Raw genomic sequence first — 26,556 nt, forward strand, 5'->3', positions numbered from 1 at the left:
ATTTGCAGGTAGATATCCTGCCTTATCAGATGATTCTGTTCTCCCGTTGAATATTGGCATACATATGGCGCAAGCAAAGAAATCTTTTCCGCAGCAAAAGTCGGAATTACATGCACGAAATCTGCACCGTAGTCGTTACGATTTTCCTCAGTTAATCAAGAGCTGTAAGGAACTTGCACCTTTTGTCAGCCCAAATAAATATAACGATTTATCGGTAGATTTTTCTGATCCGCACGCTGTGAAAATGTTGAATAAAGCATTGCTCAAGCATTTTTATGGCATTCAATATTGGGATATTCCTCAAGATTATCTTTGTCCGCCTATTCCGGGGCGAGCGGACTATATCCACTATTTGGCTGACTTGTTGAGTGCTAACAATAAAGGTCTGATTCCAGCTGGAAACACCGTTCAAGTCTTAGATATTGGCGTTGGCGCGAACTGTATTTATCCGATCATTGGTCATCGAAGCTATGGCTGGAAATTTGTCGGCTCAGACATTCATGCTGCATCGGTTAAAAGTGCCCAATTTATTGTGGAGGCAAATCCGAATCTGCGTAAAGGTATTCAGATTCGATTGCAGAAAAAAGCGAGCAATATTTTCAATGGTGTGATCAAACCTTCAGATTGTTTTGATTTGACCATGTGTAATCCGCCATTTCATGCCTCGCAAGATGAAGCCAACGCGACAGCAACGCAAAAATTAAGAAAACTGGGCAAGCCGGTTGATCGTACCAAGGTGGTGTTAAACTTTGGAGGTCAAAAAAACGAACTCTGGTGTGATGGCGGCGAAGAACGATTTGTCTGCCAAATGGTGCAAGAGAGCATTCAGTTTGCAGAGCAATGCCTTTGGTTTAGTACACTAGTTTCCAAGAAAACAACATTGCCAGTGCTTTTAAAGGCCTTAGCGAAGAGCGGCGCAGTGGATGTGAAAACCATTAAAATGACGCAGGGACAAAAAGAAAGCCGTTTTGTCGCTTGGACTTTTTTAGATTCAAAGCAGCAGCAAGCGTGGAAGAATGCACGTTGGACTTCAGCTTAAGCCTGTCTTATTTGGAAATGTTCACCTTGCTCTTGACTGCAATGCATAGGGTATCGATATAAAGTTTCCCATATCGATAAGCACCATGTGTTGAATCAATCAGGAGATATTTTTGCTAAACAAGACGCATTGTTAATTGTTACAAAAAACAGCATCCAGCGATTTTTGATTATTTCGTGTTCTAAATGCATTGAATATTCTGCAAGGGCTTCTTTTATATGTGAAAAATGCGCTGAATTGAACTGAAAATGCGTATGTTTATCATTTAAATTTTATATAAATCATAAACTTACAAAAATTATATTTTGCATTCATTTTGAAACTTGTCCATAATATTTGAAAAGGGTATGGAGTGAAGAAAATGCGTGGCAATCCAGAAGTCGTAGACTACTTAAATATGCTGATCGGTGGCGAACTGGCTGCTCGTGATCAATACTTAATTCATTCCCGTATGTATGAAGATTGGGGCCTGAGCAAAATCTTTGAACGTATCGATCATGAAAGCCAAGAAGAAGGCTCACATGCAGATGCATTGATTCGTCGCGTATTGTTCCTTGAAGGAACGCCGAATATGAATCGTGATGATATTGAAGTCGGTACAGACGTTGTGACTTGTTTAAAAGCGGATTTGGCGCTTGAATATCATGTTCGTGAGAAACTTGCTCAAGGCGTAAAATTGTGTGAAGAAAAGGGTGACTATGTGACCCGTGATATGCTCCGTCAGCAAATGTCAGATACTGAAGAAGATCATACTTACTGGCTTGAAAAGCAAATGCGTTTGATCGAACTTATTGGTCTCCCAAACTATATTCAGTCTCAAATGTAATTTAAAAAATATCCAAAAAACTCAGCAGAAGCTGGGTTTTTTATTGGGCCATGAAAACTATTGTTGTAGTTTTTTGATATCTGCCAAGACCTGCGCCGCATGTGTCTGTGTATTCACACTGGTATAGTGATAAACAATAATGCCTTTCGGATCAATGAGAAAGGTTTCACGTTTAGCAACTTTCAAAATCCCTAAGTTTCGTACAATACCTAGCTGAGTCGCCAGCATGTGCTGTTGGTCGGCAAGAATTGGAAAGGGAAGTCCGAGTGCTTTAGAGAACTTTTGATGTGATGCAACATCATCTAAGCTTGCGCCCAAAACAACCGCATTACTTTTTAAAAATTGTGGATATAGGGTTTTAAATTGATTGGCTTCTTCTGTACAACCGGGTGAGTTGTCTTTGGGATAAAAGTACAGAACGAGCCATTTCCCTTGATATTGCTTCAGTTCGTGCCATTTTCCATTTTGATCTTGCAATTTAAAGTTGGGTGCGGGTGTGCCTACCCATTGTTTTTGTTTGTTTTGACTGGTGCTGAGTATTGATGTTTCGGCAACTGTGATTTGGGTAGTTGCTATTAAAGCACATGTCATTAAACAGATTTTTAGCAATGAAGAAACTTTCATAGAGCATCAGTTTATATCGTTCTTTATCCGATCTTAGCAAATTTTAAAGCGCTGTAGGCTGGCTGATTTTATATTTATTGAAGTCGATTGCGAATGTCTTTTGGCAAATCGGTTGATGTGCTGAAATGCCACTATCAAACTTGCTTTGAACTTTTATACTATGTGGAATCGTTTAATTTTAGAGTTTGTATTGAATCAACATATTTTACTTATTACTGGCTGGGGCGGCGGTCGTAAATTACTTGCTCCTTTACAGCAGGCATTGATCGCTCAAGGTTATCAGGTCGAATTATGGAATATTTTTGATGCCTTAAATCTAGCAGTGCTCGAACAGAAAGTTGCATTGGCGAAGCAATTTGATGTGATTATTGGCTGGTCACTTGGTGGTCAATTGGCGACGATTTTGGTAGATGAAATTCAAAAAAAATATCAACAACAAAAAGTGCTGATCACACTTGGCTCAAATCCAAGTTTTGTGGCTCATGAAAAGTGGTCTGCTGGGATGGATCAAGCGACTTTTCAAAGCTTCAAACAATCTTTCGAGCAGGATACGATTTCTACCTTAAAGAAGTTTGGTTATATGGTTTGTCAGGGTACTGATAGCACCAAGCAAGATTTCATCATCTTGCAAAGTTTGATTCAAGCGCAAAATTTAGATGTGCTTCGAGCAGGATTAAACTGTTTGGAGAAGCTTAATAATGTCAGTATCTTGAAAAATTACACTGGTCATCAATACCATTTGTTTGCTAAGCAAGATTATTTGGTTAGTTACAAAGTTGAACGCTTACTGCGTAATTTAGCTGTAAAGTTTTTGGAGACTGAATTGGTTTCTGGCTCACATGGCTTTCCATTGTTTCAATCTGAAGTCATAAGTTGCAAAATCTGCCAATATTTAAAGAAAATAGAACAAATCTCTGACTAGCTGGGCTTTATGGCAATTTATTTTTAATTCCAGCAGGTTTAACATCATTCCGCATTGATGCAATACCGCGCTTATATGGAGTTAAGGATGACCGAACCAACCGATCTACAATTTGATCAGCAGCATATTTGGCATCCTTATACATCGATGACTCAGCCCCTTCCAACGTTTAAAGTGAAACGTGCGCAAGGGGTAATGATTGAGCTTGAAGATGGTCGTCAATTGATTGATGGTATGTCTTCATGGTGGTGTGCAATTCATGGTTATAACCATCCCGAGCTAAATCAGGCAGTGACCGATCAACTGCAACAGATGTCTCATATCATGTTCGGTGGATTGACACATGATCCCGCGATTCAACTGGCTAAATTACTGTTAAAAATCACACCGCCCAGTTTAGATAAAATCTTCTTTGCTGATTCAGGTTCGGTTGCTGTCGAAGTAGCCTTGAAAATGGCAGTGCAGTATTGGGCGTCTTTGCATCAACCGAATAAAACCAATTTTGTCACTCCACGTTCTGGCTATCATGGCGACACTTGGAATGCGATGTCTGTGTGTGATCCCGTGACAGGGATGCATCAGATATTTGGTTCCAGTTTGCCCAATCGTATATTCGTTCCAGCGCCGCAAATTGGCTTTGACCAAGTGTGGAATCCTACGGATATTGCTGAACTAGAAAAGACACTTGCTGAACAGCATGAAAATATTGCGGGATTGATTCTAGAGCCGATTGTGCAAGGTGCAGGAGGCATGCGTTTCTACCATCCTGAATATTTGCGTCAAGCTAAATTACTCTGCGAAAAATATAATATCTTACTGATCTTTGATGAGATTGCGACAGGCTTTGGGCGAACAGGAAAGCTCTTTGCTTGGGAATGGGCCGCAGTTGAGCCAGATATTATGTGTATTGGTAAAGGACTGACAGGCGGTTATATGACCTTGTCTGCAACCCTGACTACGCAGAAAGTCGCGAATACGATTAGCCAAGGCGAAGCCGGCGTGTTTATGCATGGCCCAACCTTTATGGCAAATCCTTTGGCTTGCGCTGTGGCTGTAAAAAGTACCGAACTGCTGCTTTCTCAAGATTGGCAAGCCAATATTCGACGTATCGAAGCTCAATTGAAGTTTCATTTACCAGCACTTTCATCGCTTGAACATGTCAAAGGAGTACGAATACTTGGTGCTATTGGTGTGGTGGAATTGACCTTCAATGTCGATATGAAATCGCTACAACAGGAGTTTATCCGTCGTGGCATTTGGATTCGTCCATTTGGTAAACTGGTTTATGTGATGCCGCCATATATTATTTCTGAACAAGAATTAAAAACATTGTTAGAACAAATGGTTGAGGTTGTGAAAAACATGGAGCAGTCGGTATGAATCTGCTCAGCCATTTTTCAGAGCAGCTTGATCAGCTGAAACAGCATGGCAACTTACGTCAGTTCACGTCAAATCATCAGCACGATCGTTACATTAGTATTCATGATCACAAAATGTTGAATTTAGCGTCAAATGACTATTTAGGTTTGGCTTCAAACCAACATCTACGTGAACAATTTTTTGATGAAACCCCGAACGCACAGCGTTGGATGAGTTCATCCTCTTCGCGGTTGCTGACGGGGAATTTTCCAGAATATGAGCAACTTGAATCAACATTAAGTGATGCCTTTCATGGCCGATCAGCACTGTTATTTAACAGCGGCTATCACATGAATATCGGGATTTTACCTGCACTGGCAGACAGTAAAACCTTGATATTGGCGGATAAGTTAATTCATGCCAGTTTGATTGATGGCATCCGATTATCGACTGCGAAATATGTACGTTATCGCCATAATGATTTGGCGCATCTTTCTCAGCTTTTATGCAAATACCATGAAGATGAGGCTTATGAGCGGATCATTGTGGTGACTGAATCGATTTTCAGTATGGATGGTGATGAAACCGATTTGGCTGAACTGGTACGGATCAAAAAACAATTTCCCAAAGTGATGTTGTATGTCGATGAGGCACATGCGATCGGTGTGCGCGGTGAGCGTGGTTTAGGCTGTGCTGAGCAATATCGGGTGATGGATGATATTGATCTTTTAGTCGGTACATTTGGTAAAGCACTGGCTTCAATAGGGGGGTATCTCATTTGTCATTCGATTATTCGTGACTATTTGATTAACTCGATGCGACCGTTGATTTTTAGTACTGCACAGCCCCCGATCTGTATGGTGTGGACAGATTTTATTTTCAAGAACGTTTTAAATTTAAAAGCAGAGCGTCAATATTTACAGCAAATCAGTCAAAGTTTGCAGCGAGCTGTGCAAGACAAAGGTTTTGATTGTCCATCTACATCACATATTGTGCCCGTCATTATTGGCGAGTCGAATAAAACTGTAGCAAAGGCTCAAGCTTTGCAAGCAGCAGGTTTTTATATCATGCCTGTACGTCCACCCACTGTGCCGCAGCATAGTTCGCGCTTACGCATCTCTTTGACTTCCAACATTGGTCAAGAAGAGCTGCATACATTAATCAAGCAACTAATGGCAGAGTAAGATGCTGGATAAATCTCAAATTAAGCAGCGCTTTTCTAAAGCTGTGTTGACCTATGATCAGCAGGCTGTGGTTCAAAAAAGAATCTGCACAGAGCTGGCAGGACTGATGGATCAGTATGTCGGGAAAAAACATTGGCATCAGGCTTTGGAAATTGGTTGCGGTACAGGAATGTTCACGCAGGAAGTGTTAAAGCATTGTTCAATTGATACTTTATATTTGAATGACTTGTCTGAAAATATCGTCACTTTGCAAGATGCTACCTTTTTGCAAAAGACCCATACCCATCTGCTGATGGGTGATATTGAAAAGCAGGCGCTTCCGCAAAACTTAGACTTGGTTATTTCAAGTTCTGCTTTGCAGTGGATGTCCGATTTACCGCAGTTGTTTAGCAAAATATATGAAGCTTTAAAGCCACAAGGATATTTTGTATTCAGCAGTTTTGGTACGGAAAATTTGCGTGAAATGAAGCAACTGACGGGCTGCGGTTTGGATTATTTTGAAATTCATCTGCTGCAACGGTTTTTGATGGATTGTGGTTTTGAATTTGTCATGATGAAGCAAGAGGTACAGCAATTGTATTTTGAGCATCCCCGCGATGTGCTTCAGCATATTAAGGCAACGGGAGTGACTGCAACGGCACAACATCGCTGGACAAAAAGCACTTTGCAACAGTTTTATCTGGATTATGCACAGTTTGTACATGCTCCTGATTCAGAGGATTTTCAGTATCCGCTGACCTATCATCCCATCCAATGTATTGTAAGGAAAAAATAAGTGGCTCAAATTTACTTTATCAGTGGAATAGACACAGGCATCGGTAAAACTTATGCGACGGGTTATTTAGCGAAATTGTGGAATGAGCAGGGCCAAAAAACTATTACCCAAAAGTTGATCCAAACGGGCAATGTCGATATTTCTGAGGATATAGAACAACATCGTCAAATTATGGGTACGAGGTTGTTGGTCGAAGATGAAACCAAACTTACGATGCCTGAAATATTTAGTTATCCTGCGTCGCCACATCTCGCCACCAAACTCGATGGACGTGACATTGATTTTGCTAAAATTGAATACGCGACAAAACGTTTAACTGAAAAATATGACAACGTTTTACTCGAAGGTGCGGGAGGGTTGATGGTGCCATTGACTACGGACCTTTTAACCATCGACTATGTTGTAGAGAAGCAATATCCCGTTATTTTGGTGACTTCGGGGCGTTTGGGCAGCATTAACCATACGATTTTAAGTTTGGAAGCACTAAAAAGTCGTGGCTTGGCGCTTTATGCACTGGCTTATAATTTAAATGATGAATCGCAAGATGTATTGATTTCTAAAGATACTGCTGAATATTTAAAAGCATATTTAGCCAAACTCTTTCCAGAGGCGTTATGGATTGATGTTCCAGTGATTCCGTCAGTGTTGATTCCGTCAGTATAAAGAAACAAAAAACCGCTCAAATGAGCGGTTTTTTTATACTTAAGAAATTAAAATTTCTTAAAGCCTTTGTTGTTTCCGCTAAATGCACGACTTGGCACAGAGTCATTACGACGCTCACGATTGCCATAATTGTCGTTACGACGTTCACGGTTACCGAAGTTTTCACTGTTGCGATCATTACGGTTATTGTTGAACCCTTCGTTGCGACGCTCTGAACGATTAAATCCATTGCCTTGGAAACCACCTTCAGTACGACCAGTACGACGTTCGCCACGATTGTCTTGATAACCATTGCTTTGTTGTGGCTGGTTTTCGTCACTGTCACGACGTTGTTGGCGTAAGTAACCACCGCGACGTGCTGCCATTGGTTTGTCTTGCATACGTTCAGTACGACGTTTCGCCATACCAAACAGGCCAGTACCTTGACGTGGTTTAAGTTCAACCGACTTGGTTAAGTTGTCAATATCTTGTTTATCTAGCTCGATCCAACGACCAGTACGCAGTTCGCGTGGCAGAATCACTGAACCATAACGTGTACGTAAAAGACGGCTCACTTTTAAGCCTTGAGATTCGAAAATACGACGAACTTCGCGGTTACGACCTTCTTTTACGACCACTTGATACCAACGGTTAATACCGTCACCACCAATTTCAGAGAATGACTCAAATTTTGCAGGGCCATCATCTAAAACAACGCCTTGTAACATGTTGTTTTTTAACTGAGGAGTGACTTCACCCATGACACGAACGGCATATTCACGTTCGATTTCGCTAGAAGGGTGCATTAAACGGTTCGCCAGTTCACCGTCATTCGTGAACAGCAATAGACCTGTAGAGTTGATATCTAGACGACCCACCATTACCCAGCGATCACCGGTAATTTGAGGTAATTGTTCAAATACCGTTGGACGGTTTTCAGGGTCATTGCGTGAACAAATTTCGCCTTCTGGTTTATAGTAAATCAACACACGGCGACGAATTTCGTCTTCAATTTGGAACTGAACTTTACGACCATCGATGCGAAGCTCATCACCCGGTTCAATACGTTCACCCACTTGGGCAACTTGCCCATTTACGCTCACACGACCAGCGGCAATGACTTCTTCCATATAACGGCGAGAACCCAAACCAACGCGTGCGAGCACCTTTTGCAATTTTTCACTCATGACAGCATAACCTTAGAAATTATCATCAACAGTTCACCTATTTATGACTTCGGTGCATTCGCATCGAGGGCCATAAAAGCTTCCTTGGCATCCTGCAGGGGAGGCAATTGGCCCAAAGAGGTTAGACCAAAAGCATTTAAAAATTGAGGCGTTGTAACTAACAACGCGGGTCGTCCTGGGAGTTCACGAAAACCAGATTCTTTAATCCAGTTCCAGTCAAATAACGTACGTAAAATTTGACTATTGTTGGTCACCCCACGGATTTGCTCAATATCTGCGCGGGTTACCGGTTGATGGTAAGCAATGACAGAAAGAGTTTCGAGCAAGGATGGCGATAAACGAGTTGGTCGTTCAGGCCAGGTCTGTGCAATAATATTACGATATTTTGCACGTACTTGAAAACGGAAACCTTGAGCGGTTTCAACAAGTTCAATTGATCTGCCGTGTTGCAGCATTGAAAGTTGCTGCAAATATTGGCGTAATTCAGTTTTACTGAAACGGTCTTGGAAAGCCTCTTTTAAACGGGCAATACTCACTGCCGCTTCACTGGCAAAAATAATGGCTTCAAGCTGCATCAAAATTTCATGCAGATTATCTTCTGAAGACACCGCAGTCATTTGTTTAAGTTCAGTGTTCATGCACGTGCTCCTTGAATTGCAAGCGGTGCTTCTACACCTGATGCGACAATTTGGACTTTTTGTTGGCGTGTCAGTTCCAACACGGCCATAAATGTCACGACAACACCCATGCGGCCTTGGCTTGGTTTGAGTAAGTCCGCAAAGTCTAATACTTCACCTGACTCTAGCTTAGTTTCAATATAAGCAATACGTTCTTCGAGTAAGACAGGCTCTTGCAAAATTTGGTGGGTAACCGGTTCTGGTCGATTAAAGACACAGAGTATGGCATCACGAAGTAATTGAATGTCATAACCATCATTGGTTTCGACAATCGTTCCTAAACTGACATTGGTATCGAAAGTATCTCGATCCAATACCGACATTTGACCTAATCTTTCCGCAGCTTGTTTGATGCGCAAATAGGTTTCTAAACGGTCAATCAATTCTTGTTTAGGATCTTGTTCATGTGCTGCGGTCGATTTAGGTTTTGGCAATAATAGACGCGATTTTAAATCGGCCAATAGGGCTGCCATCACCATATAGTCTGCGGTTAATTCAATATCTAGAGATTTCATTGCATCCATATAGGACAAATATTGGGATGCAATCGGGGCAATATCGACTTGTAATAAGTCGAAGCCATTTTTTTGAATCAGGTAAATCAGAAAGTCGAGTGGTCCTTCGAAATGCTCTAATAGAATTTCAAATGCAGCGGGTGGAATGTACAAATCTTCTGGAATAGCTTCTTGCCACTCATCCAAAACACGAATGTGTGGAGCATCTTCCATAGAATTATGGACAGTTTGGTTCATTGCAATTATAGGCCACGCGAATTTTCAAAGGCATGCAGACAGCTTTCGCTTCGATCTCACATCGAAAGTAAAAGCACAAAAGTTATAGGGAATAGTGTAATGGAAAAATGCGTTTAAAGAAATTACTGAACGGTTGAATTGGGTAAAAAACTTAAAATTTATAGGGAATAGGCTTTATTTATACACATGTAAAATTTTAAAGCTGTGATATCGATCACATCTTGTGTTAATTGTAAAAAATACACTCATCAATCCATGAACTCATTTAAGCTGTGATATCTGGGTGATGGGCGTCCAGCATGAAATGATTTGAATGAATTGACTAAAAGAATATTAGCTATGCCACAACAATATAATCAATGGGGTCAGGCCGTAGGGATGACGTTGGAGCATTTTGAACCTTGCCAGTTCAGATGTAAAACCGAAGTGGGGCAATCTGTTCGGCTTATTCCGATGCTACCCGATCAGCTTGATGATAGTCTTTTACAGCGGCTATGGCAGACAGTACAACAAGAACCTGATGAACGCTGTTGGACGTATTTGCCTTATTCTCAAATTCAAAGCATGCAGCAATTGCGTGATTATTTTCAGCAATCCTTTCATTTTACCGGTTCGATGCATTATGTCATTGAGGTCGGTGATGCCATTGTAGGGTGGATTGGATTGCTCAATGTACGCCCAGCACATGCTGTCATCGAAATTGGCAATGTCTTTTTTTCAAGTTTAATGAAGCGATCAACCGCCGCAACAGAAACCATTTATCTATTGTTAAAAGCATGCTTTTCAGCGGGATATAGACGGGTGGAGTGGAAGTGTGATGACTTGAACACGCCTTCGAAAAACGCTGCTTTGCGTTTTGGCTTTCAATTTGAAGGGTTGTTTCGTCAACATGTGATTGTGAAAGGTCGTAACCGTGATACCGCTTGGTTTGCGATGTTAGATCAGGATTGGCCAATGTTGTCTCAAGCTTATGCAGCTTGGCTCGATACAAATAATTTTGATGAGCAAGGGCAACAAAAAATTCATTTAAAGGAATTTATGCAGCTTTATTGCGTTTGAGCGAAAGCTAATTATCAAGGCTGTGAGTATGTTGGTAAGACTCTTTGCTCAAGTGCAAATTCGATGATGAGTTGGCACTGCGCTTGCGAGCAGAGATTTTGATTAGCTCTACGTTTAAACAGCGATTTGACCGTTGATGCATGCAGAAAGTAAGAAAAAGCCTGCGGCGGTGTTGTCGCTATTGGTGAAATTAAATTTTTATCAGATGCTGCCCTTAGTTGAGCCGTGGATTCTAAAGTCCAAGGCTCAGTGGCATATATAGCAAGATGATTAAGACGGTTTTGTTCGGAGACATTGAGGTCTGTCGCATTTTGCAGCTTGAGTAACATTTGAAATAAAGTCATCAGGTCGATTCCTTTATCGAAAGGTGCTTTAACCGCGTTTTGAGCAGAGGACTTTTACATGCTGTGCCTCTGATCGGATACAGCATGTATTTAACAGTACATGCTATTCAAAGGCACTGACATCACCGACACCACGGCGAATCACTTCAGGGTATTCACCTGCAAGGTTTACAACGCTAGTGGTATTTAAAGTACCTAAACCGCCATCAATTAATACATCTATTCGTTTGCCGATTTGCAGTTCAATTTCATAAGGATCATCAATCGGTTCTTTTTGGCCAGGTAAAATTAAGGTCGATGTTAATAAAGGCTCACCCAATTCTTTGAGTAATAATTGGCAAATCGGGTTGCTCGGAATGCGTAGTCCAATGGTTTTCTTTTTAGGATGCATTAAACGGCGAGGAACTTCACTGGTCGCAGGCAAAATAAAGGTAGTGACCGCAGGGGTGTTATTTTTCAATAAACGATACATGGCATTATCGACTTTGGCATAAGTGGCAATGTCAGATAAATCTGCACAAATAATCGCATATTGATGTTTAGCATCGAGCTGACGAATTTGGGCAATGCGTTCCATGGCATTTTTGTTCCCAATCTGGCAACCGATGGCATAGGCGGCATCTGTAGGATAAACCACCACATCGCCGGCACGAATCCGTTCAACGGCTTGTGTAATTAAACGGGGCTGAGGATTTTCCGGATGTATTCTTAAATGCAACATGTCGTTTTCCTCTTATTATTAAAAGCTCTAGACATTATGTCGCGGTCTATTTGCTTTGTGCAATGTGAAATGCAGTCAAATTGTATAATTTAATCAAGCATTTCACGTTGAAATTCATTCGCCTGTAACATTTTGCCAGCACGTGTACAGTGGCAAATGCATTGGATAAAGCGCCAAGCATCGCGTGGAAGTTTGGCTTCGCCTTTAAAATAAGCCTGTAATTGTGCATAGACATTATCTTTAAAGCTACTGCCATCACCGCCTTCACCAGTGAGGTTATCAAGTGAGACACGAAATTTACGTCCAAAGGCTTTGGCAAATAACCATTCGATCGCTTGGGGCTTAATTTCTACCTGTTCAAAGAGGGCTTGCTGCTCTTTACTACGACCATCTGGTGCATACCAATAGCCTAAATCGGGAAGTAAACGGCGTTGCTCGCCAGCAATAGTCCAATGGCTAATTTCATGCAAAGCGCTATTGAAATAACCATGAGCAAATTGAATACGGGCAGGGCCGTTTGAATCGGCAGGAAAGTACTCGGGCTCACAGTCACCTTTCACTAAGCACACATTCAGGTGGGAAAACCAATGATTAAAGTGTAAGATGAGCCAATCGACGTGTTCTGTTTCTGTGGAAAGTTTCTCCCAAGCCGAGAGTTGCACTTGGTCAGTTGAAATGTCAGAATCAAGCGTTGAAATTGTGCTCATAAGTGATGAAACATTCACTTCTGTTTGCGGCTGCAACAGATGCATAACTTAAGTTACCCAAATGGTCTGTCTAAATAAGTACAAAATTGTATCTTAATCTTTGACAGAGTACTGATGAATTTGTAGAATTGCCGCCTTAATTATGTCAGCAAATACCTTTCCGGCACAGATTGAGCCGTTTAAATGGGCTGAACAGGGCTTTAAATGGTCAGGAACACTGCCATTATCTCGCTTTGTTCGTATTGCTCGTGAAGCTGTTGGATCAATTGATGATCAATTGATTAACATAGACTGTAAGCTATCAATGGATGCTTATCATCGCATTGTATGGCTAGATGGTCATGTTGAAACAAATGTTCCAATGGAATGCCAGCGTTGTCTGGATACTGTTGAGATTCCACTTGTTTTAAGTTTTCATCTAGCTCTTGTAGATGACGAGTCACTGATAGAGCGCTTGGATGAGGATGCTGATTTCATCGTTTTAGGTGAAAGTGAAGCAACAACCAAAGGTTCATATGATGCGCCTGCGACTGCTGATTTACTCTCACTGATAGAGGATGAATTGTTATTGTTGATGCCTTTGTCACCTAAGCATGACGCTTGTGAACATAAGCATCAACCTGCCGCTGAAGAGCTTGTTGAAGAAAAACGGGATAACCCGTTTGATGTTTTGGCAGGTTTGAAGGGTAAACTTAACTAATTTTTGTGTTATACTCTTGAGTATAAGACAATCGAATTTGTTCTGATCCATTTTTTCGATCTTTGTAAGGAGCCATCATGGCCGTTCAGCAAAACCGTAAAAGTCGCTCTCGCCGTGACATGCGCCGTTCACATGACGCTTTAACCGAGAATGCATTAACTGTAGACCAAGCTACTGGCGAGACTCACCGTCGTCACCACGTATCTAAAGATGGTATCTACCGTGGTCGTCAATTATTCGCTAAAGCATCTGCTGAATAATTGGTGATGTATTAAGCGTCAAGCTTAGTAGAAAAAATGGGAGCGTTAAGCTCCCTTTTTTTGTACCGATTTTTTGTTGCATTTGGCAATTACCAAGACAAAAATTAAGTGTTAAATTTCCGTCCCTGAAACAAGCTTACATGGGATTGTGTTGAATAAATGTCCAAATAGCATAAATTCACCAGTCTTTATAAAGGATTTTTTTATGTCTGCTAAACAACTCGAGCAAGCAGCTCAAGCTACTAAAACTGCATTCGTGTTCCCAGGTCAAGGGTCACAGAAAGTCGGCATGCTCGCTGAACTTGCAGAACAGTTTAGTAGTGTGCAAGCAACATTTGCAGAAGCATCAGAAGCAGTTGGTTTTGATCTTTGGCAAATTGCGCAAAGTGGTGAAGGGTTAAACCAAACAGAATTTACTCAACCTGTACTACTGACTGCCAGTATTGCTTTATGGCGTGTGTGGTTAGAGTTAGGTGGTGTTGCACCGAAATACCTTGCAGGTCATTCATTAGGCGAATACAGCGCCTTGGTTGCTGCAGGTGCGATGAGCCTAGGTGATGCCGTTAAACTGGTGAACCTACGTGGTCAGTTAATGCAAAGTGCTGTACCTGAAGGTCAAGGTGCAATGGCGGCAATTTTGGGTCTAGATGATGCTAAAGTGATTGAACTTTGTGCACAAGCAGAAGGCCCAGGTTCAGTAGATGCTGCAAACTACAATGCACAAGGTCAAGTTGTCATTGCGGGCGATAAAGCCATGGTTGAAGCGGTTATGGCTGCTGCTAAAGAAAATGGCGGTAAAGCAATCGCACTTCCGGTTTCTGTACCATCGCATTGTGCATTGATGAAACCTGCTGCTGAACAGTTTGCGACAGCATTGGAACAAACTGCCATTGAGCTGCCTACTATACCTGTAATACAAAATGTAGGCGCTGAAATCGCGACTGATGTAGCGCAATTACGTCAGGCGTTAACTGCACAGTTATACCAATCTGTACAGTGGACAAAGACCATGCAGTATTTGCAAGACCAAGGTATTCAGTACATTGCTGAATGTGGTCCGGGTAATGTCCTTGCGAATCTCGCAAAACGTTTGCCAAATATTGAAAAAGCATTCCCACTCGACACGAAAGGTCGTATGGAAGATGCACTGAATGCCATTTTAGTGGCAGAAGGGAAAATTGCATGACACAAGAACGCAAAGTTGCTTTAGTAACAGGTGCGAGCCGAGGGATTGGAGCAGCAATTGCTCAGCAATTGATTCAAGACGGTTATTTTGTTGTAGGTACTGCAACTTCAGAAGCGGGTGCAGAAAAATTATCTGCTGCTTTTGCTGAAAATGGTGCGGGTAAAGTTTTAGATGTACGTGATGCAACTGCAATCGATGCATTGGTATCAGACATTGAACAAAACTTTGGTTCTGTATTGGTTTTGGTGAACAATGCGGGTATTACCAAAGATAATTTGTTACTTCGTATGTCAGAAGATGATTGGGATGACATTCTCAACATTCATTTGAAAGCCGTTTATCGACTTTCTAAACGTGTTTTAAAGGGCATGACCAAAGCACGTTTTGGACGAATTATTAATATTAGTTCAGTGGTTGCACATTTTGCTAACCCAGGACAAGCAAACTATTCTGCTGCAAAAGCAGGGATTGAGGCCTTTGGTCGCAGCCTTGCAAAAGAGATGGGAAGCCGCCAAATCACTGTAAATGCAGTGGCTCCGGGCTTTATTGCAACAGAAATGACAGAACAGTTAAGCGAAGAAATTCGTAAAAAGATGAGTGATCAAGTGGCTTTAAGCCGTTTAGGTGAGCCGCAAGATATCGCAAATGCCGTAAGTTTTCTTGCTTCTGAAAAGGCAAGTTACATTACCGGAACTGTATTACATGTAAATGGTGGTTTATACATGAGCTAAGCGCTCAAGTATAAACTTTCAAAACGATTTAGATTCAATTAAACTAACGGCATTAAAAACGCCACAAGCAATGAGGAGAATTCCTGTGAGCGATATCGAACAACGCGTAAAACAAGCAGTAGCTGAACAACTTGGTCTTAAAGCAGACGAGATCAAAAACGAAGCTTCTTTCATGGATGACTTAGGTGCAGACTCTCTAGACCTAGTTGAATTAGTTATGTCTTTCGAAAACGATTTCGACATCACTATTCCTGATGAAGATTCAAATGAAATCACTACTGTACAATCTGCAATTGACTACGTTTCTAAGAAACTAGGTTAATTTTAGATTTCAGCGATGCTGATTTAAAAAGCCACCATTCGGTGGCTTTTTTTATGCTGAATATTTTGTTTTTACATTAGCTTACGTTTCTGTCACCAACAACAACTCAAAAGCGGTTATTTTTTAGCTATAAAAATAGAGTTTGAACAATAGTTAAATGATTTAAAACAGTAAAAACAACGGAGAAAAACATGGGTCTTTTTGATTTTGTAAAAGGTATTGGTAAAAAAAATACAGCGCCTGCAGAACCTCAGGCAGCGCCAGCAACACCTTCTGAACCATCTGCACAAGAAATTGCCAATAAGTTATTGGGTCATATCAAAGCACTGGGCTTACCTGTAACTGGCTTGTCTGTGAGTTATAACGGGACTTCAGATCTAGCAACAGTGAAAGGTCAGGTGCAAAGCCAAGCAGATCGTGAAAAGATTATCTTGGCGGTAGGGAATATTGATCATGTGGCGCAAGTGGATGATCAGTTGACTGTAGCAACGCCAGAACCAGAAAGTAAATTTTATACAGTTAAATCAGGCGATAATCTTTCTAAGATTTCTAAAGAATTTTATGGTGATGCAAATCAATACAATAAAATTTTTGAAGCAAACCGTCCTTTGCTAAAAAATGCCGATGACATTTTCCCAGGTCAGGTGCTTCGTATTCCTGCATAAATATTTGTGTTTAAAGTAAAAAAAGCCATCTTGTGATGGCTTTTTTTTGTATGCGTGAATGGTGAAGTTGAATATAATGCGGCTGAAATAATTCAAAATAAGAAATCAATGAAACAAAAAATCATCTTTATTTTCTTGCTGTTGCTTGCAGTTGTTGTGTGTCTTTGGCTGCGGTGGGATGAGCGTATTGATCCTCGGGTGCTCAAGTGGCAGCAGTCTGAAATTTCTTATCATTCAAATTACACACAAGAGCCGTATTTTAACTTGCTTGGGCTGAATGCTGGAGATTGGTTTTCGGCATTGAATGTTGGGCGCTATCGTTATCATCAGGATTGGGTATTTAGTTTGTTGGAGCAAGAGCAACAGAATGTATTGGGCCAGCCATTGAATGCGAAGCTAACGCGTGAAAAGTGGTCAGAAGAACAGACGAATTTAGTTGCTGAGTTTCAGCAATTGCTGGTCGATGATCCTAAAGCGGTTAGTGCATTTGTTGTTGAGCATCGTCTGGTGCTCGGTGCGCTGATACAGCAAGAAAAGGTGCCGTTGCAGCGCTTTAACACATGGTTGCAGCATGCAGACCAATACCTCAGTTTAAGTATGCGGAGCAATTCCGCATATCCAGACTTTAAGTATTTAAATTAGTTAGCGATCCTTTATCAGATCAATATTGCTTTAAATAAAGAGGATAAGCTGGATGGATATATGGCTGAATATCACAGATTGCAGCAGATGCTTGAGCGCCCGAACTCATTGGTTGAAAGGATGCTGATTCAAAACTGGCTGGCACGTTATGTCCGAATTATACGTAATGAACAATTAAAGACTGGACAAGTAGTTTATTTGGAGCCTTTAAGTACTCGTCAGTTGAGTTTGCGCTCAGCAGCGCAATTGGAAGCCTATGGCGTATATGCGGTGTTGAAGCAGGTGCAGCAATCATTGGGCTGGAATACCTCCTTGATGTATTGGTTGTATTTGCCAAATCAAACTGCAAATCAATTGTTTAAGCAATATGAAGAGGCGGCACAGCTATCTGAGCTTTCTTATGATTCGTTTAGGATGCAGGGTGGTTAAAAACAGGGACAGTATTCATCTTGGCATATCAAAAACAGGGACAGTATTCATCTTGGCATATCAAAAACTATTTGGGCAATACTTTGTCCAATATAGAGGGGGTGCCTTGGGAGCGCTATGTGCTTGCAGGGCACATTTTGAATGATCGAATTATGATTTTTAATTTGTTGAATCAGGGTGCGACTGATTTAACGCAGTTGAATCAAAATAGCCACGGCCGACGTTTCTTTAAGAAGGAGGGTATGCTGTGTGCTGAGGTGCCGTATCCGCGTGAGCAATTTAGAGCACACAATTGGAATATTTTAGATAGCTGTGTGCAGTTGTAGTTTTTGTATATAAACATTTTGGTATAGAAATAAAAAAGCCCCAATGAGTAGGGGCTTTTTTACAGTCGTTTAGAAGCTTGGCTTCACTACAACTAAAATAACAACCGCAAATAAAATCAAAGTTGGCATTTCATTAAAATAACGCCAGAACTTATGCGATTTATAATGTGCATTTTCGATAAGCTTTTTACGGTAATAACCACATACAAAATGATAAATCACCAATAGTCCAACCAATCCTACTTTTAGGTAGAACCAAAGCGCTTCATGGTAGTGTCGAGTTGCATCACCCCAATCGACGAGGAAGTGCGCCGTGATTAGTGTAGCAATCATTGCGGGCCACATAATGCCGCGATATAGCTTGCGTTCCATGATTTGAAAGCGCTGATGACTCGTAGCATCATCACTCATGGCATGGTAGACATAAAGGCGAGGGAGATAAAATAGCGCTGCGAACCAGCAAACAACTGCGATGATATGTAATGCTTTGACCCAGAGGAAAGCATCTGATGGAGCATCCATATATTGACCCTTAAAAGGGCGGTGGGTGTGTGCTTTGGCACCGAAGCGCCAAAGCAGCAAACTTTATATTAAGCTTCCCATTTTTTGAAAACGAGGCAAGCGTTTACACCGCCAAAACCAAAACTGTTACTCATCACAGTATTCAATTTTGCATCACGTTTTTCAAGTACGATATCAAAAGGTTTTGCACCTTCGTCAAGTTCAGTCACGTTGATGTTTGGTGCAATAAAGTCATTTTGCATCATCAGAATAGAGTAAATCGCTTCTTGTACACCTGCAGCACCCAGACTGTGACCGGTCATCGATTTGGTCGAGCTGAGCGGAGGAACTTGCCCTTCACCGAAGGCACGCTCCATCGCTTTAAGTTCAGTGACATCGCCTGCTGGAGTAGACGTACCGTGTGTATTTACATAGTCAATTTTGTCTACGCCGTGTTGTTTAGCTTCTTCTAAAGCCATAAGGATACAACGCGTCGCACCTTCGCCCGATGGTGCAACCATGTCAGCACCATCAGAGTTTGCTGCATAGCCGACAACTTCAGCCAAAATGTTTGCACCACGTGCTTGAGCATGTTCAAGAGATTCTAGTACAACGAAGCCACCACCACCTGCGATGACGAAACCGTCACGGTCAGCAGAGTAAGGGCGTGAAGCAGTCTCTGGAGTGTCATTATATTTTGAACAAAGTGCGCCCATTGCATCAAATAAAAGACTTTGTGACCAATGGTCTTCTTCACCACCACCGGCAAGCATTAAGTCTTGTTTGCCCAATTGAATCAGGTTGTATGCATAACCAATGGCATCGGCAGATGTTGCACATGCGCTAGTAATCGTGTGTGCAATACCTTGCATTTTAAATGCAACACCCACGTTTGCGGTAATGGTGTTGGTCATGTTACGTGGTACAAAGAATGGACCAACTTTACGTGCACCTTTAGTGTCTAGAAGTTCTTTCATTTCAACAACAGATGCAGTTGAACCACCACCTGAACCACCAGCAATACCGTAACGTGGATTACCACCAATTTGTTCTGCTGTTAAGCCTGCATTTTCTACTGCAGCCAAAGCTGAGTTGTATGCATACATTGCGCATACGCCCATAAAGCGTTTTAAGCGGCGGTCAATACCGTCAAAGTTTTGTTCTGCAGCCGCACTGACATGACTTTTGAAATTAAGTTCAGCATAACTTGGGTTGAAACGTGTTCCAGAAATCCCGTTTTGCAAAGAATGAGTGACATCTTCTAATGTATTACCAATGCATGAGTTGATGCCCATACCAGTGATTACAACACGTTTCATCTACAGATCCTTTATAGGTAGTGTGTGAGCAAGCTATTGAAAGTATACGAAGGAAACTTTCTAAATAGACGAACTCATATAATTTGATTGGAATAATGATAGCAGAAAGCTTTTTGAATTCTTATGGCAAATCCTATGCCTATTTTTGACTGAGCTAATTTGCAACGATGCAGCAAAAAACTTAACTTAAAGATACATATTCAAGTTGTGATAAAGTTTGACTACACCTAGTATTTATCAAGAATTTCAAGAATAGTCTGAATGGGGTAGGGAATGGCGAAAACGAATAATAAACCAACGGCTGGTCTGCTCTCAAACGCCTTTGGAGTGGCTAAAAAGCTCAGTTCTACTGGGGTGTCCATCATTAATCATGTCGCACCCGAATCCGTAACTAAGGTCATTCAACCTCAAAAAAATGGTCAAACCTTGGAGGGTCAGTCAAGGCAAGCGGGCGTATTTGATGTAAAAAAATATGATAATCCTCAGCAAATCTTGCGTGAACACGTTCCAAATGTTTCTAGACAATTATTGGGTCGACATTTTAATACCGTAAATAATGTGGCTAATTTTGTTGCTCCTCAATTTAGTGACAAAATTTCTGATTATTTATTTGATCGACTGAATAATTTTAGTTCGGATATTTCATCTGTAGATGCTGTACTGGATGAAGCTGGGGTACGTGATTTAGAAGAGTTGACACAAGATGTCGATCGTTCGCGTCGTATTAGTCAGGCTCTGGGTGAGCAAAATAAATGGCTTGCTTCGATTCAAGGGGCTTTAACAGGTGCGACAGGTGTCATTGGTTCAAGTATTGATATCCCTGCATCATTGATTATGACTCTGCGAGTGATTTATCAAGTTGGACGTTCTTATGGTTTCGATTTAAGTAAAGAAAGTGACCAAGATATTGTTCAGTTTATTTTTAAACAGGTCGACTTGAGTTTAATTGCAGAAAAACAAACTTTGCTTATGGCAATAAAAGCTCTGAGTAGTACGCTACAAAATAGTGATTTACATCAATTGCAGCAATTGGTGGGTTCAGATACTGATGCAGCAGCATTGAAAAAATATGTACTAGATGAAAATGGTCAGTTTAAGTGGGCATGGCTCAATCAAATGCCAAAAGTTTCATTGTTAAATCAGCTATCACGATTATCTCCTGTGGCGAGTGTTGGTGTAAGTGTGGTGTATAGTCGCCGTTTAGTGGATGAAGTGAATCAGAAGGCACAGCAAGTCTTTTCTAATGCGCGCCAATATATTTTGCAGCATCAGGATATTAGCTTGTCACCTTTACATGCCTATGAGCTTTCTCTTGAGTTGCTTGCTCAAGCAACACCTAAATTACTAGAAGGTATTAAGGCGAAAGATATTGATTTGGCTGAGCCAGTACTAGATCAGACCATAGATGTTACAGGTCATGAGAGTATCCGCGCAGTAAAAGTCACTAAAAAAGCACAAGTTAAAAACTCTGATGCAGCCGAAGTGGAAGTAGAGCAGGAACAAAAAGTCTCAGAAGGTTTGGAGGCACTTGCGGAGAAAGTTGTTGAGCCTCATGCACCCGGGGCTGCGCAAAAACCTGCTTTAGCTGAAAAAGATGAGTTTGATGTGTTGGAAGCTGTACAGGATGATGATGTCCCTGTGGCGAAAGCTGCACCCAAAGCTAAGCCGCGTAAAGCCAAAACAGCAGCCGTAGATAAAGTTACAAAAAAATCAGCAGATTCTTCTGAAAAATAACCTATTTATTTGTGGGTGAAAATTTGCGCAACTCACGATGAATAAATGTTTTCGATGATCGTATATTGTTGACCAATTTTAAGTCTTCGCTTACAATTGCATGCCCTCAAAAAGTAGTATTTTTTGGGGCTTTTTATTAACGGGAGAATTGCCAAATGGCAACAACAAATCAGTTGATCCGTAAGGGTCGTACAACTTTAGTTGAAAAATCTAAAGTTCCTGCGTTGAAGGCTTGTCCACAACGTCGTGGTGTTTGTACACGTGTTTACACAACTACACCTAAAAAACCTAACTCAGCAATGCGTAAAGTTTGCCGTGTTCGCTTAACTTCAGGTTTTGAAGTTTCTAGCTACATCGGTGGTGAAGGCCATAACCTACAAGAGCACAGTGTTGTTCTTATCCGTGGTGGTCGTGTTAAAGATTTACCAGGTGTACGTTACCATACCGTTCGTGGCTCTTTAGACTGTGCTGGTGTTAAAGATCGTAACCAGTCTCGTTCTAAATACGGTGCTAAACGTCCTAAGAAATAATCTGAAAAGATTAACTTCTTAGTTCGTTAGAACTGCAATCCTTTATCGTCTCGCTTGTCTGATTTCTGCATTTTTTGTGAAAATTCCAAGCGACGTATAGTAAGGCCAGCGAAAGCACATGACACTTTGTGCACCTGCTGGAGTAACCTGAAGTGTCATATTTATTAGGTGTATTAAAATGCCAAGACGTCGCGTAGTTGCTGCCCGTGAAATCCTTCCGGATCCTAAGTTCAGCAGCCAAACAATCGCTAAATTCATGAACCACGTAATGCAAGATGGTAAAAAATCTATTGCTGAAAGTATCGTTTACGGTGCTTTAGACCGCGTTCAAGAAAAATCTAAAGTAGACCCAGTTGAATTTTTCGAGACTACTCTTGAAAAAGTTCGTCCTATGGTCGAAGTAAAAGCACGCCGTGTTGGTGGTGCTACATACCAAGTGCCTATGGAAGTACGCCCATCCCGTCGTACTGCCTTGGCTATGCGTTGGTTAGTAGATGCTGCTGCTAAGCGTTCTGAAAAAACTATGGCTTTACGTCTTGCTGGTGAGTTGCTTGATGCAGCTGAAGGTAAAGGCGCAGCGATCAAAAAACGTGAAGATGTGCATCGTATGGCTGAAGCCAACAAAGCCTTCTCTCATTACCGTTTCTAAGCGGATAAAACAGCCCCTATTCAGGAGGGTGACAAATCAGTTGTCACTGTTTTGTCATCGAATCGCTTTAAGTTGCTATGCAGCTTAAAGCGTCCTGTTTTAAACAACAAAATTTAGGAATGCTAGAAATCATGGCTCGTCAAACCCCAATTTCTCGTTATCGTAACATTGGTATCTCTGCGCACATTGATGCTGGTAAAACTACCACTTCAGAACGTATTTTGTTCTACACAGGTGAGAGTCACAAACTTGGTGAAACTCACGAAGGTTCTGCAACTACAGACTGGATGGAACAAGAGCAAGAACGTGGTATTACTATTACCTCAGCGGCAGTAACATGCTTCTGGAAAGGGATGGGTAACCAATTCGAACAGCACCGTATTAACGTAATTGATACCCCAGGACACGTAGACTTCACTATTGAAGTTGAACGTTCTATGCGTGTTCTTGACGGTGCATGCATGGTTTACTGTGCTGTAGGTGGTGTACAACCTCAGTCTGAAACTGTATGGCGTCAAGCAAATAAATATAAAGTTCCACGTATTGCATTCGTGAACAAAATGGACCGTACTGGTGCGAACTTCTTCCGTGCTGTTGAACAAGTTAAAACACGTCTTGGTGGTAATCCAGTGCCAATCGTTGTTCCAATCGGTGCAGAAGAAAACTTCCAGGGTGTTGTTGACCTAATCGAAATGAAAGCGATTATCTGGGACGAAGCGTCTCAAGGTATGAAGTTTGAATATGGCGAAATCCCTGCTGAATTAGTTGAACTAGCTAACGAATGGCGTACTAACATGGTTGAAGCTGCTGCGGAAGCATCAGAAGAACTCATGGACAAGTACCTTGAAGAAGGTGAGTTAACTAAAGAAGAAATCGTTTCAGGTTTACGTGCACGTACATTGTTGAATGAAATTCAACCAATGCTTTGTGGTTCAGCGTTCAAAAACAAAGGTGTTCAACGTATGTTGGATGCTGTAATTGAATTCTTACCTGCGCCGACTGATGTCGAGGCGATTAAAGGTATCCTTGACGACAAAGACGAAACTGAAGGTTCTCGTGAAGCGTCTGATGATGCTCCGTTCTCTGCGCTTGCGTTCAAAATCATGAACGACAAATTTGTAGGTAACTTAACATTCGTACGTGTTTACTCTGGTGTGCTTAAAGCAGGTAGCCCTTGCTATAACCCAGTTAAAATGAAGCGCGAACGTGTTGGCCGTATCGTACAGATGCACGCAAATGACCGTCACGATATTGAAGAAATTCGTGCGGGTGATATCGCAGCATGTGTAGGTCTTAAAGATACTACGACTGGTGATACATTATGTGATGAAAACAATGTAATTACACTAGAGCGTATGGAATTCCCAGAGCCAGTAATTGCGCTTGCGGTTGAGCCTAAAACTAAAGCTGACCAAGAAAAAATGTCTGTTGCTTTAGGTCGTTTGGCGAAAGAAGACCCTTCATTCCGCGTACGTACTGACGAAGAATCTGGTCAAACAATTATTGCTGGTATGGGTGAGCTTCACCTTGACATTATTGTTGACCGTATGAAGCGTGAATTCAACGTTGAAGCGAACATTGGTAAACCAATGGTAGCTTACCGTGAAACGATCAAAAAATCAGTTGAACAAGAAGGTAAGTTTGTACGTCAAACTGGTGGTAAAGGTAAGTTTGGTCACGTATACGTACGTTTAGAACCACTTGCTGAAGATGCTGGCAAAGATTACGAGTTCGCTGAAGAAGTTGTAGGTGGTGTAGTACCTAAAGAATTCTTCGGTGCGGTTGACAAAGGTATCCAAGAACGTATGAAGAATGGTGTCCTAGCTGGTTATCCAGTGGTTGGCATCAAAGCGACATTGTTCGATGGTTCTTACCATGACGTCGACTCTGACGAATTATCGTTCAAAATGGCTGGTTCTTACGCATTCCGTGACGGTTTCATGAAAGCAGATCCTATCTTGCTTGAACCTATCATGAAAGTTGAAGTAGAAACTCCAGAAGACTACATGGGCGATATCATGGGTGACTTAAACCGTCGTCGTGGTCTTGTTCAAGGTATGGACGATTTACCTGGTGGTACTAAAGCTATCCGTGCAGAAGTTCCACTTTCTGAGATGTTTGGTTACGCAACTCATATGCGTTCTATGTCTCAAGGTCGTGCAACTTATTCTATGGAATTCGCTAAATACGCTGAAACACCACGTAACGTGGCTGAAGGCATCATCGCTAAGTTCCAATCTGGCGGTAAAAAAGGTGACGACGAGTAATCTTTCGATTACTATAAGCCCAAACTAATTCATAGTTAAAAACCAAATGCTCATGCAGTATCCCTGCATGAGTAGTTTAAAAAGGAAGATCTCATGGCTAAGGCTAAGTTCGAACGTAATAAGCCACACGTTAACGTGGGTACAATTGGTCACGTCGACCACGGTAAAACTACTTTAACAGCTGCAATTGCAACTGTATGTGCAAAAAAATTCGGTGGTGAAGCGAAAGATTACGCTGCAATCGACTCTGCACCAGAAGAAAAAGCACGTGGTATTACAATTAATACTTCACACGTAGAATACGATTCTCCAATCCGTCACTACGCTCACGTAGACTGCCCAGGTCACGCCGATTATGTTAAAAACATGATTACTGGTGCTGCACAAATGGATGGTGCGATCCTTGTATGTGCTGCGACTGATGGTCCAATGCCACAAACTCGTGAACACATCCTTCTTTCTCGTCAGGTAGGTGTACCTTACATCGTTGTATTCTTAAACAAATGCGACCTTGTTGACGACGAAGAACTTCTTGAATTAGTAGAAATGGAAGTTCGTGAACTTCTTTCTACTTATGACTTCCCAGGCGACGACACTCCAGTAATCCGTGGTTCTGCTCTTGCAGCGCTTAACGGTGAAGCTGGTCAATACGGCGAAGATGCTGTGGTTGCTCTTGTTGAAGCTCTTGACTCTTACATCCCAGAACCAGAACGTGCTATCGACCAAGCATTCCTTATGCCAATCGAAGACGTATTCTCAATTTCAGGTCGTGGTACAGTAGTAACTGGCCGTGTTGAAACTGGTATCGTGAAAGTAGGCGAAGAAGTTGAAATCGTTGGTATTAAAGATACAGTTAAAACAACTGTAACTGGCGTAGAAATGTTCCGTAAACTTCTTGACGAAGGTCGTGCGGGCGAGAACTGTGGTGTTCTTCTACGTGGTACTAAACGTGAAGACGTTCAACGTGGTCAAGTACTTGCTAAACCAGGTACAATCAAACCGCATACTAAATTCGACGCAGAAGTATACGTACTTTCTAAAGACGAAGGTGGCCGTCATACTCCATTCCTTAACGGTTACCGTCCACAGTTCTACTTCCGTACAACTGACGTAACTGGTGCGATCGCGCTTAAAGAAGGCGTTGAAATGGTTATGCCTGGTGACAACGTAGAAATGTCAGTAGAATTAATCCACCCAATCGCAATGGACGCTGGCTTACGCTTCGCGATCCGTGAAGGTGGTCGTACAGTTGGTGCGGGTGTAGTTTCTAAAGTAACTGCATAATCACTAAATGTGTGTAAAAAAGCGCCTCTTTGAGGCGCTTTTTTTTATGCTTATTCAATGTGATAGGGAAATTGTCTGACAATATTTTTTAAAGCTGTCCTTTAGTGATAATTCACTGTCCTTAACTGAAATAATAACAATTCAATAAAACCGTAATATGAACTCAAGAAAACCAATAAAAAGTTTGAGTATT

Annotated in this window: 31 protein-coding genes; 22 read left to right on the forward strand and 9 right to left on the reverse strand. The window is 41.5% G+C overall.

From position 1 onward, the window contains the following. Positions 1-64: 64 nt before the first annotated feature. Entirely contained in the window at positions 65-1,039 is a 975-nt protein-coding gene (rlmF, locus tag FTT72_RS08925) for a 23S rRNA (adenine(1618)-N(6))-methyltransferase RlmF (protein ID WP_180022679.1), read from the forward strand. Positions 1,040-1,400: 361 nt separating this feature from the next. Beyond that, positions 1,401-1,865: a bacterioferritin gene (gene bfr / locus FTT72_RS08930; RefSeq protein WP_067762676.1), complete on the forward strand. Its 465-nt coding sequence runs from the start codon at positions 1,401-1,403 to the stop codon at positions 1,863-1,865. A 57-nt stretch (positions 1,866-1,922) separates the two neighbouring features. Here bfr and FTT72_RS08935 read toward each other — a convergent pair whose 3' ends face one another. Further along, complete coding sequence (locus FTT72_RS08935; RefSeq protein ID WP_180146902.1) at positions 1,923-2,489, reverse strand: peroxiredoxin; 567 nt, start codon at positions 2,487-2,489, stop codon at positions 1,923-1,925. A 160-nt stretch (positions 2,490-2,649) separates the two neighbouring features. Here FTT72_RS08935 and FTT72_RS08940 point away from each other — a divergent pair, with 160 nt between their 5' ends. From FTT72_RS08940 to bioD, 5 genes are all read left to right on the forward strand, one after another. After that, positions 2,650-3,411 carry a YqiA/YcfP family alpha/beta fold hydrolase gene (locus FTT72_RS08940; RefSeq protein ID WP_180178242.1) on the forward strand — a complete coding sequence of 254 codons (762 nt, stop codon included), beginning with the start codon at positions 2,650-2,652 and terminating at the stop codon, positions 3,409-3,411. 87 nt (positions 3,412-3,498) lie between these two features. Continuing rightward, positions 3,499-4,791, forward strand: a complete 1,293-nt coding sequence (bioA, locus tag FTT72_RS08945) for an adenosylmethionine--8-amino-7-oxononanoate transaminase (protein WP_180178243.1) — start codon at positions 3,499-3,501, stop codon at positions 4,789-4,791. Beyond that, on the forward strand, positions 4,788-5,954 hold the full coding sequence (locus FTT72_RS08950; protein WP_180178244.1) for an 8-amino-7-oxononanoate synthase: 1,167 nt from the start codon (positions 4,788-4,790) through the stop codon (positions 5,952-5,954). Before bioA ends, FTT72_RS08950 begins: the two co-directional genes overlap by 4 nt. A gap of 1 nt (position 5,955) precedes the next feature. Further along, positions 5,956-6,729 (forward strand): malonyl-ACP O-methyltransferase BioC, encoded by a 774-nt coding sequence (gene bioC, locus FTT72_RS08955; protein WP_180005440.1) that lies wholly within the window; start codon positions 5,956-5,958, stop codon positions 6,727-6,729. Beyond that, the gene (bioD, locus tag FTT72_RS08960) at positions 6,730-7,392 is read left to right on the forward strand and encodes a dethiobiotin synthase (RefSeq protein ID WP_180041076.1); all 663 of its coding nucleotides are present in this window, start codon (positions 6,730-6,732) and stop codon (positions 7,390-7,392) included. A gap of 47 nt (positions 7,393-7,439) precedes the next feature. On the opposite strand, the gene rluB is transcribed toward bioD, so the two are convergent. From rluB to FTT72_RS08975, 3 genes are read right to left on the reverse strand one after another with little or no spacing between them, the layout of a single operon-like run. Beyond that, positions 7,440-8,558, reverse strand: a complete 1,119-nt coding sequence (gene rluB, locus FTT72_RS08965) for a 23S rRNA pseudouridine(2605) synthase RluB (protein ID WP_168379582.1) — start codon at positions 8,556-8,558, stop codon at positions 7,440-7,442. A 41-nt stretch (positions 8,559-8,599) separates the two neighbouring features. Further along, a complete protein-coding gene (gene scpB / locus FTT72_RS08970; RefSeq protein WP_078190063.1) occupies positions 8,600-9,196 on the reverse strand; it encodes an SMC-Scp complex subunit ScpB in 597 nt (198 codons plus the stop codon). Then, positions 9,193-9,987 (reverse strand): ScpA family protein, encoded by a 795-nt coding sequence (locus tag FTT72_RS08975; RefSeq protein WP_078190062.1) that lies wholly within the window; start codon positions 9,985-9,987, stop codon positions 9,193-9,195. The genes scpB and FTT72_RS08975 overlap by 4 nt, the downstream gene beginning before the upstream one ends. 339 nt (positions 9,988-10,326) lie before the next feature. Here FTT72_RS08975 and FTT72_RS08980 point away from each other — a divergent pair, with 339 nt between their 5' ends. Beyond that, positions 10,327-11,046: a GNAT family N-acetyltransferase gene (locus tag FTT72_RS08980; protein ID WP_180178245.1), complete on the forward strand. Its 720-nt coding sequence runs from the start codon at positions 10,327-10,329 to the stop codon at positions 11,044-11,046. A gap of 14 nt (positions 11,047-11,060) precedes the next feature. Here FTT72_RS08980 and FTT72_RS08985 read toward each other — a convergent pair whose 3' ends face one another. The 3 genes from FTT72_RS08985 to FTT72_RS08995 form a co-directional block, all read right to left on the reverse strand. After that, positions 11,061-11,390: a hypothetical protein gene (locus FTT72_RS08985; RefSeq protein ID WP_180063865.1), complete on the reverse strand. Its 330-nt coding sequence runs from the start codon at positions 11,388-11,390 to the stop codon at positions 11,061-11,063. A gap of 103 nt (positions 11,391-11,493) precedes the next feature. Then, on the reverse strand, positions 11,494-12,111 hold the full coding sequence (locus FTT72_RS08990) for an L-threonylcarbamoyladenylate synthase (protein ID WP_078190059.1): 618 nt from the start codon (positions 12,109-12,111) through the stop codon (positions 11,494-11,496). Between the two features lie 89 nt (positions 12,112-12,200). Beyond that, the gene (locus FTT72_RS08995; protein WP_111885029.1) at positions 12,201-12,863 is read right to left on the reverse strand and encodes an elongation factor P hydroxylase; all 663 of its coding nucleotides are present in this window, start codon (positions 12,861-12,863) and stop codon (positions 12,201-12,203) included. A gap of 97 nt (positions 12,864-12,960) precedes the next feature. On the opposite strand from FTT72_RS08995, the gene FTT72_RS09000 reads away from it, so the two are divergent. The 9 genes from FTT72_RS09000 (at position 12,961) to FTT72_RS09040 (ending at position 18,079) form a co-directional block, all read left to right on the forward strand. Beyond that, positions 12,961-13,518 (forward strand): DUF177 domain-containing protein, encoded by a 558-nt coding sequence (locus FTT72_RS09000; protein ID WP_078190057.1) that lies wholly within the window; start codon positions 12,961-12,963, stop codon positions 13,516-13,518. A gap of 77 nt (positions 13,519-13,595) precedes the next feature. Further along, the gene (gene rpmF, locus FTT72_RS09005; RefSeq protein WP_004279227.1) at positions 13,596-13,778 is read left to right on the forward strand and encodes a 50S ribosomal protein L32; all 183 of its coding nucleotides are present in this window, start codon (positions 13,596-13,598) and stop codon (positions 13,776-13,778) included. A 205-nt stretch (positions 13,779-13,983) separates the two neighbouring features. Next, on the forward strand, positions 13,984-14,964 hold the full coding sequence (gene fabD / locus FTT72_RS09010; protein ID WP_168379587.1) for an ACP S-malonyltransferase: 981 nt from the start codon (positions 13,984-13,986) through the stop codon (positions 14,962-14,964). Next, entirely contained in the window at positions 14,961-15,695 is a 735-nt protein-coding gene (fabG, locus tag FTT72_RS09015) for a 3-oxoacyl-ACP reductase FabG (RefSeq protein WP_180066832.1), read from the forward strand. Before fabD ends, fabG begins: the two co-directional genes overlap by 4 nt. Before the next feature lie 85 nt (positions 15,696-15,780). Further along, positions 15,781-16,017 (forward strand): acyl carrier protein, encoded by a 237-nt coding sequence (gene acpP, locus FTT72_RS09020; RefSeq protein ID WP_078190054.1) that lies wholly within the window; start codon positions 15,781-15,783, stop codon positions 16,015-16,017. Positions 16,018-16,208: 191 nt separating this feature from the next. Further along, the gene (gene lysM / locus FTT72_RS09025; RefSeq protein ID WP_180008199.1) at positions 16,209-16,682 is read left to right on the forward strand and encodes a peptidoglycan-binding protein LysM; all 474 of its coding nucleotides are present in this window, start codon (positions 16,209-16,211) and stop codon (positions 16,680-16,682) included. A gap of 108 nt (positions 16,683-16,790) precedes the next feature. Then, the gene (locus tag FTT72_RS09030; RefSeq protein WP_180178246.1) at positions 16,791-17,324 is read left to right on the forward strand and encodes a hypothetical protein; all 534 of its coding nucleotides are present in this window, start codon (positions 16,791-16,793) and stop codon (positions 17,322-17,324) included. Positions 17,325-17,384: 60 nt separating this feature from the next. Continuing rightward, entirely contained in the window at positions 17,385-17,753 is a 369-nt protein-coding gene (locus FTT72_RS09035; RefSeq protein WP_180178247.1) for a hypothetical protein, read from the forward strand. A gap of 20 nt (positions 17,754-17,773) precedes the next feature. Then, positions 17,774-18,079: a hypothetical protein gene (locus tag FTT72_RS09040; protein WP_180178248.1), complete on the forward strand. Its 306-nt coding sequence runs from the start codon at positions 17,774-17,776 to the stop codon at positions 18,077-18,079. 69 nt (positions 18,080-18,148) lie between these two features. Here the strand turns inward: FTT72_RS09040 and hemJ are convergent, their stop codons facing one another. Next, positions 18,149-18,601 (reverse strand): protoporphyrinogen oxidase HemJ, encoded by a 453-nt coding sequence (gene hemJ / locus FTT72_RS09045; protein ID WP_180022661.1) that lies wholly within the window; start codon positions 18,599-18,601, stop codon positions 18,149-18,151. A gap of 68 nt (positions 18,602-18,669) precedes the next feature. After that, entirely contained in the window at positions 18,670-19,899 is a 1,230-nt protein-coding gene (locus tag FTT72_RS09050; protein WP_180055301.1) for a beta-ketoacyl synthase N-terminal-like domain-containing protein, read from the reverse strand. Positions 19,900-20,172: 273 nt separating this feature from the next. Between FTT72_RS09050 and FTT72_RS09055 the strand changes: the two genes are divergently transcribed. The 5 genes from FTT72_RS09055 (at position 20,173) to tuf (ending at position 26,363) form a co-directional block, all read left to right on the forward strand. Further along, the gene (locus tag FTT72_RS09055; RefSeq protein ID WP_180178249.1) at positions 20,173-21,633 is read left to right on the forward strand and encodes an EcsC family protein; all 1,461 of its coding nucleotides are present in this window, start codon (positions 20,173-20,175) and stop codon (positions 21,631-21,633) included. 155 nt (positions 21,634-21,788) lie between these two features. Next, positions 21,789-22,163, forward strand: coding sequence for a 30S ribosomal protein S12 (rpsL, locus tag FTT72_RS09060; RefSeq protein ID WP_000246374.1), 375 nt, complete (start codon positions 21,789-21,791; stop codon positions 22,161-22,163). Between the two features lie 178 nt (positions 22,164-22,341). After that, on the forward strand, positions 22,342-22,812 hold the full coding sequence (gene rpsG / locus FTT72_RS09065) for a 30S ribosomal protein S7 (protein WP_005011815.1): 471 nt from the start codon (positions 22,342-22,344) through the stop codon (positions 22,810-22,812). A gap of 131 nt (positions 22,813-22,943) precedes the next feature. Next, positions 22,944-25,079 (forward strand): elongation factor G, encoded by a 2,136-nt coding sequence (gene fusA / locus FTT72_RS09070; RefSeq protein ID WP_180004228.1) that lies wholly within the window; start codon positions 22,944-22,946, stop codon positions 25,077-25,079. Between the two features lie 93 nt (positions 25,080-25,172). After that, on the forward strand, positions 25,173-26,363 hold the full coding sequence (gene tuf / locus FTT72_RS09075) for an elongation factor Tu (RefSeq protein WP_180002848.1): 1,191 nt from the start codon (positions 25,173-25,175) through the stop codon (positions 26,361-26,363). Positions 26,364-26,556: the final 193 nt, after the last annotated feature.

Source organism: Acinetobacter sp. YH01005, assembly GCF_013420465.1.
GTDB classification, from domain to species: Bacteria; Pseudomonadota; Gammaproteobacteria; order Pseudomonadales; family Moraxellaceae; genus Acinetobacter; species Acinetobacter amyesii.

Coding starts and splice junctions, on each gene's coding strand:
- rlmF (WP_180022679.1), top strand. CDS start 65: ATGGCGCAAGCAAAGAAATCTTTTCCGCAGCAAAAGTCGGAATTACAT.
- bfr (WP_067762676.1), top strand. CDS start 1,401: ATGCGTGGCAATCCAGAAGTCGTAGACTACTTAAATATGCTGATCGGT.
- FTT72_RS08935 (WP_180146902.1), bottom strand. CDS start 2,489: ATGAAAGTTTCTTCATTGCTAAAAATCTGTTTAATGACATGTGCTTTA.
- FTT72_RS08940 (WP_180178242.1), top strand. CDS start 2,650: ATGTGGAATCGTTTAATTTTAGAGTTTGTATTGAATCAACATATTTTA.
- bioA (WP_180178243.1), top strand. CDS start 3,499: ATGACCGAACCAACCGATCTACAATTTGATCAGCAGCATATTTGGCAT.
- FTT72_RS08950 (WP_180178244.1), top strand. CDS start 4,788: ATGAATCTGCTCAGCCATTTTTCAGAGCAGCTTGATCAGCTGAAACAG.
- bioC (WP_180005440.1), top strand. CDS start 5,956: ATGCTGGATAAATCTCAAATTAAGCAGCGCTTTTCTAAAGCTGTGTTG.
- rluB (WP_168379582.1), bottom strand. CDS start 8,558: ATGAGTGAAAAATTGCAAAAGGTGCTCGCACGCGTTGGTTTGGGTTCT.
- scpB (WP_078190063.1), bottom strand. CDS start 9,196: ATGAACACTGAACTTAAACAAATGACTGCGGTGTCTTCAGAAGATAAT.
- FTT72_RS08975 (WP_078190062.1), bottom strand. CDS start 9,987: ATGAACCAAACTGTCCATAATTCTATGGAAGATGCTCCACACATTCGT.
- FTT72_RS08980 (WP_180178245.1), top strand. CDS start 10,327: ATGCCACAACAATATAATCAATGGGGTCAGGCCGTAGGGATGACGTTG.
- FTT72_RS08985 (WP_180063865.1), bottom strand. CDS start 11,390: ATGACTTTATTTCAAATGTTACTCAAGCTGCAAAATGCGACAGACCTC.
- FTT72_RS08990 (WP_078190059.1), bottom strand. CDS start 12,111: ATGTTGCATTTAAGAATACATCCGGAAAATCCTCAGCCCCGTTTAATT.
- FTT72_RS08995 (WP_111885029.1), bottom strand. CDS start 12,863: ATGCATCTGTTGCAGCCGCAAACAGAAGTGAATGTTTCATCACTTATG.
- FTT72_RS09000 (WP_078190057.1), top strand. CDS start 12,961: ATGTCAGCAAATACCTTTCCGGCACAGATTGAGCCGTTTAAATGGGCT.
- rpmF (WP_004279227.1), top strand. CDS start 13,596: ATGGCCGTTCAGCAAAACCGTAAAAGTCGCTCTCGCCGTGACATGCGC.
- fabD (WP_168379587.1), top strand. CDS start 13,984: ATGTCTGCTAAACAACTCGAGCAAGCAGCTCAAGCTACTAAAACTGCA.
- fabG (WP_180066832.1), top strand. CDS start 14,961: ATGACACAAGAACGCAAAGTTGCTTTAGTAACAGGTGCGAGCCGAGGG.
- lysM (WP_180008199.1), top strand. CDS start 16,209: ATGGGTCTTTTTGATTTTGTAAAAGGTATTGGTAAAAAAAATACAGCG.
- FTT72_RS09030 (WP_180178246.1), top strand. CDS start 16,791: ATGAAACAAAAAATCATCTTTATTTTCTTGCTGTTGCTTGCAGTTGTT.
- FTT72_RS09035 (WP_180178247.1), top strand. CDS start 17,385: ATGGCTGAATATCACAGATTGCAGCAGATGCTTGAGCGCCCGAACTCA.
- hemJ (WP_180022661.1), bottom strand. CDS start 18,601: ATGGATGCTCCATCAGATGCTTTCCTCTGGGTCAAAGCATTACATATC.
- FTT72_RS09050 (WP_180055301.1), bottom strand. CDS start 19,899: ATGAAACGTGTTGTAATCACTGGTATGGGCATCAACTCATGCATTGGT.
- FTT72_RS09055 (WP_180178249.1), top strand. CDS start 20,173: ATGGCGAAAACGAATAATAAACCAACGGCTGGTCTGCTCTCAAACGCC.
- rpsL (WP_000246374.1), top strand. CDS start 21,789: ATGGCAACAACAAATCAGTTGATCCGTAAGGGTCGTACAACTTTAGTT.
- rpsG (WP_005011815.1), top strand. CDS start 22,342: ATGCCAAGACGTCGCGTAGTTGCTGCCCGTGAAATCCTTCCGGATCCT.
- fusA (WP_180004228.1), top strand. CDS start 22,944: ATGGCTCGTCAAACCCCAATTTCTCGTTATCGTAACATTGGTATCTCT.
- tuf (WP_180002848.1), top strand. CDS start 25,173: ATGGCTAAGGCTAAGTTCGAACGTAATAAGCCACACGTTAACGTGGGT.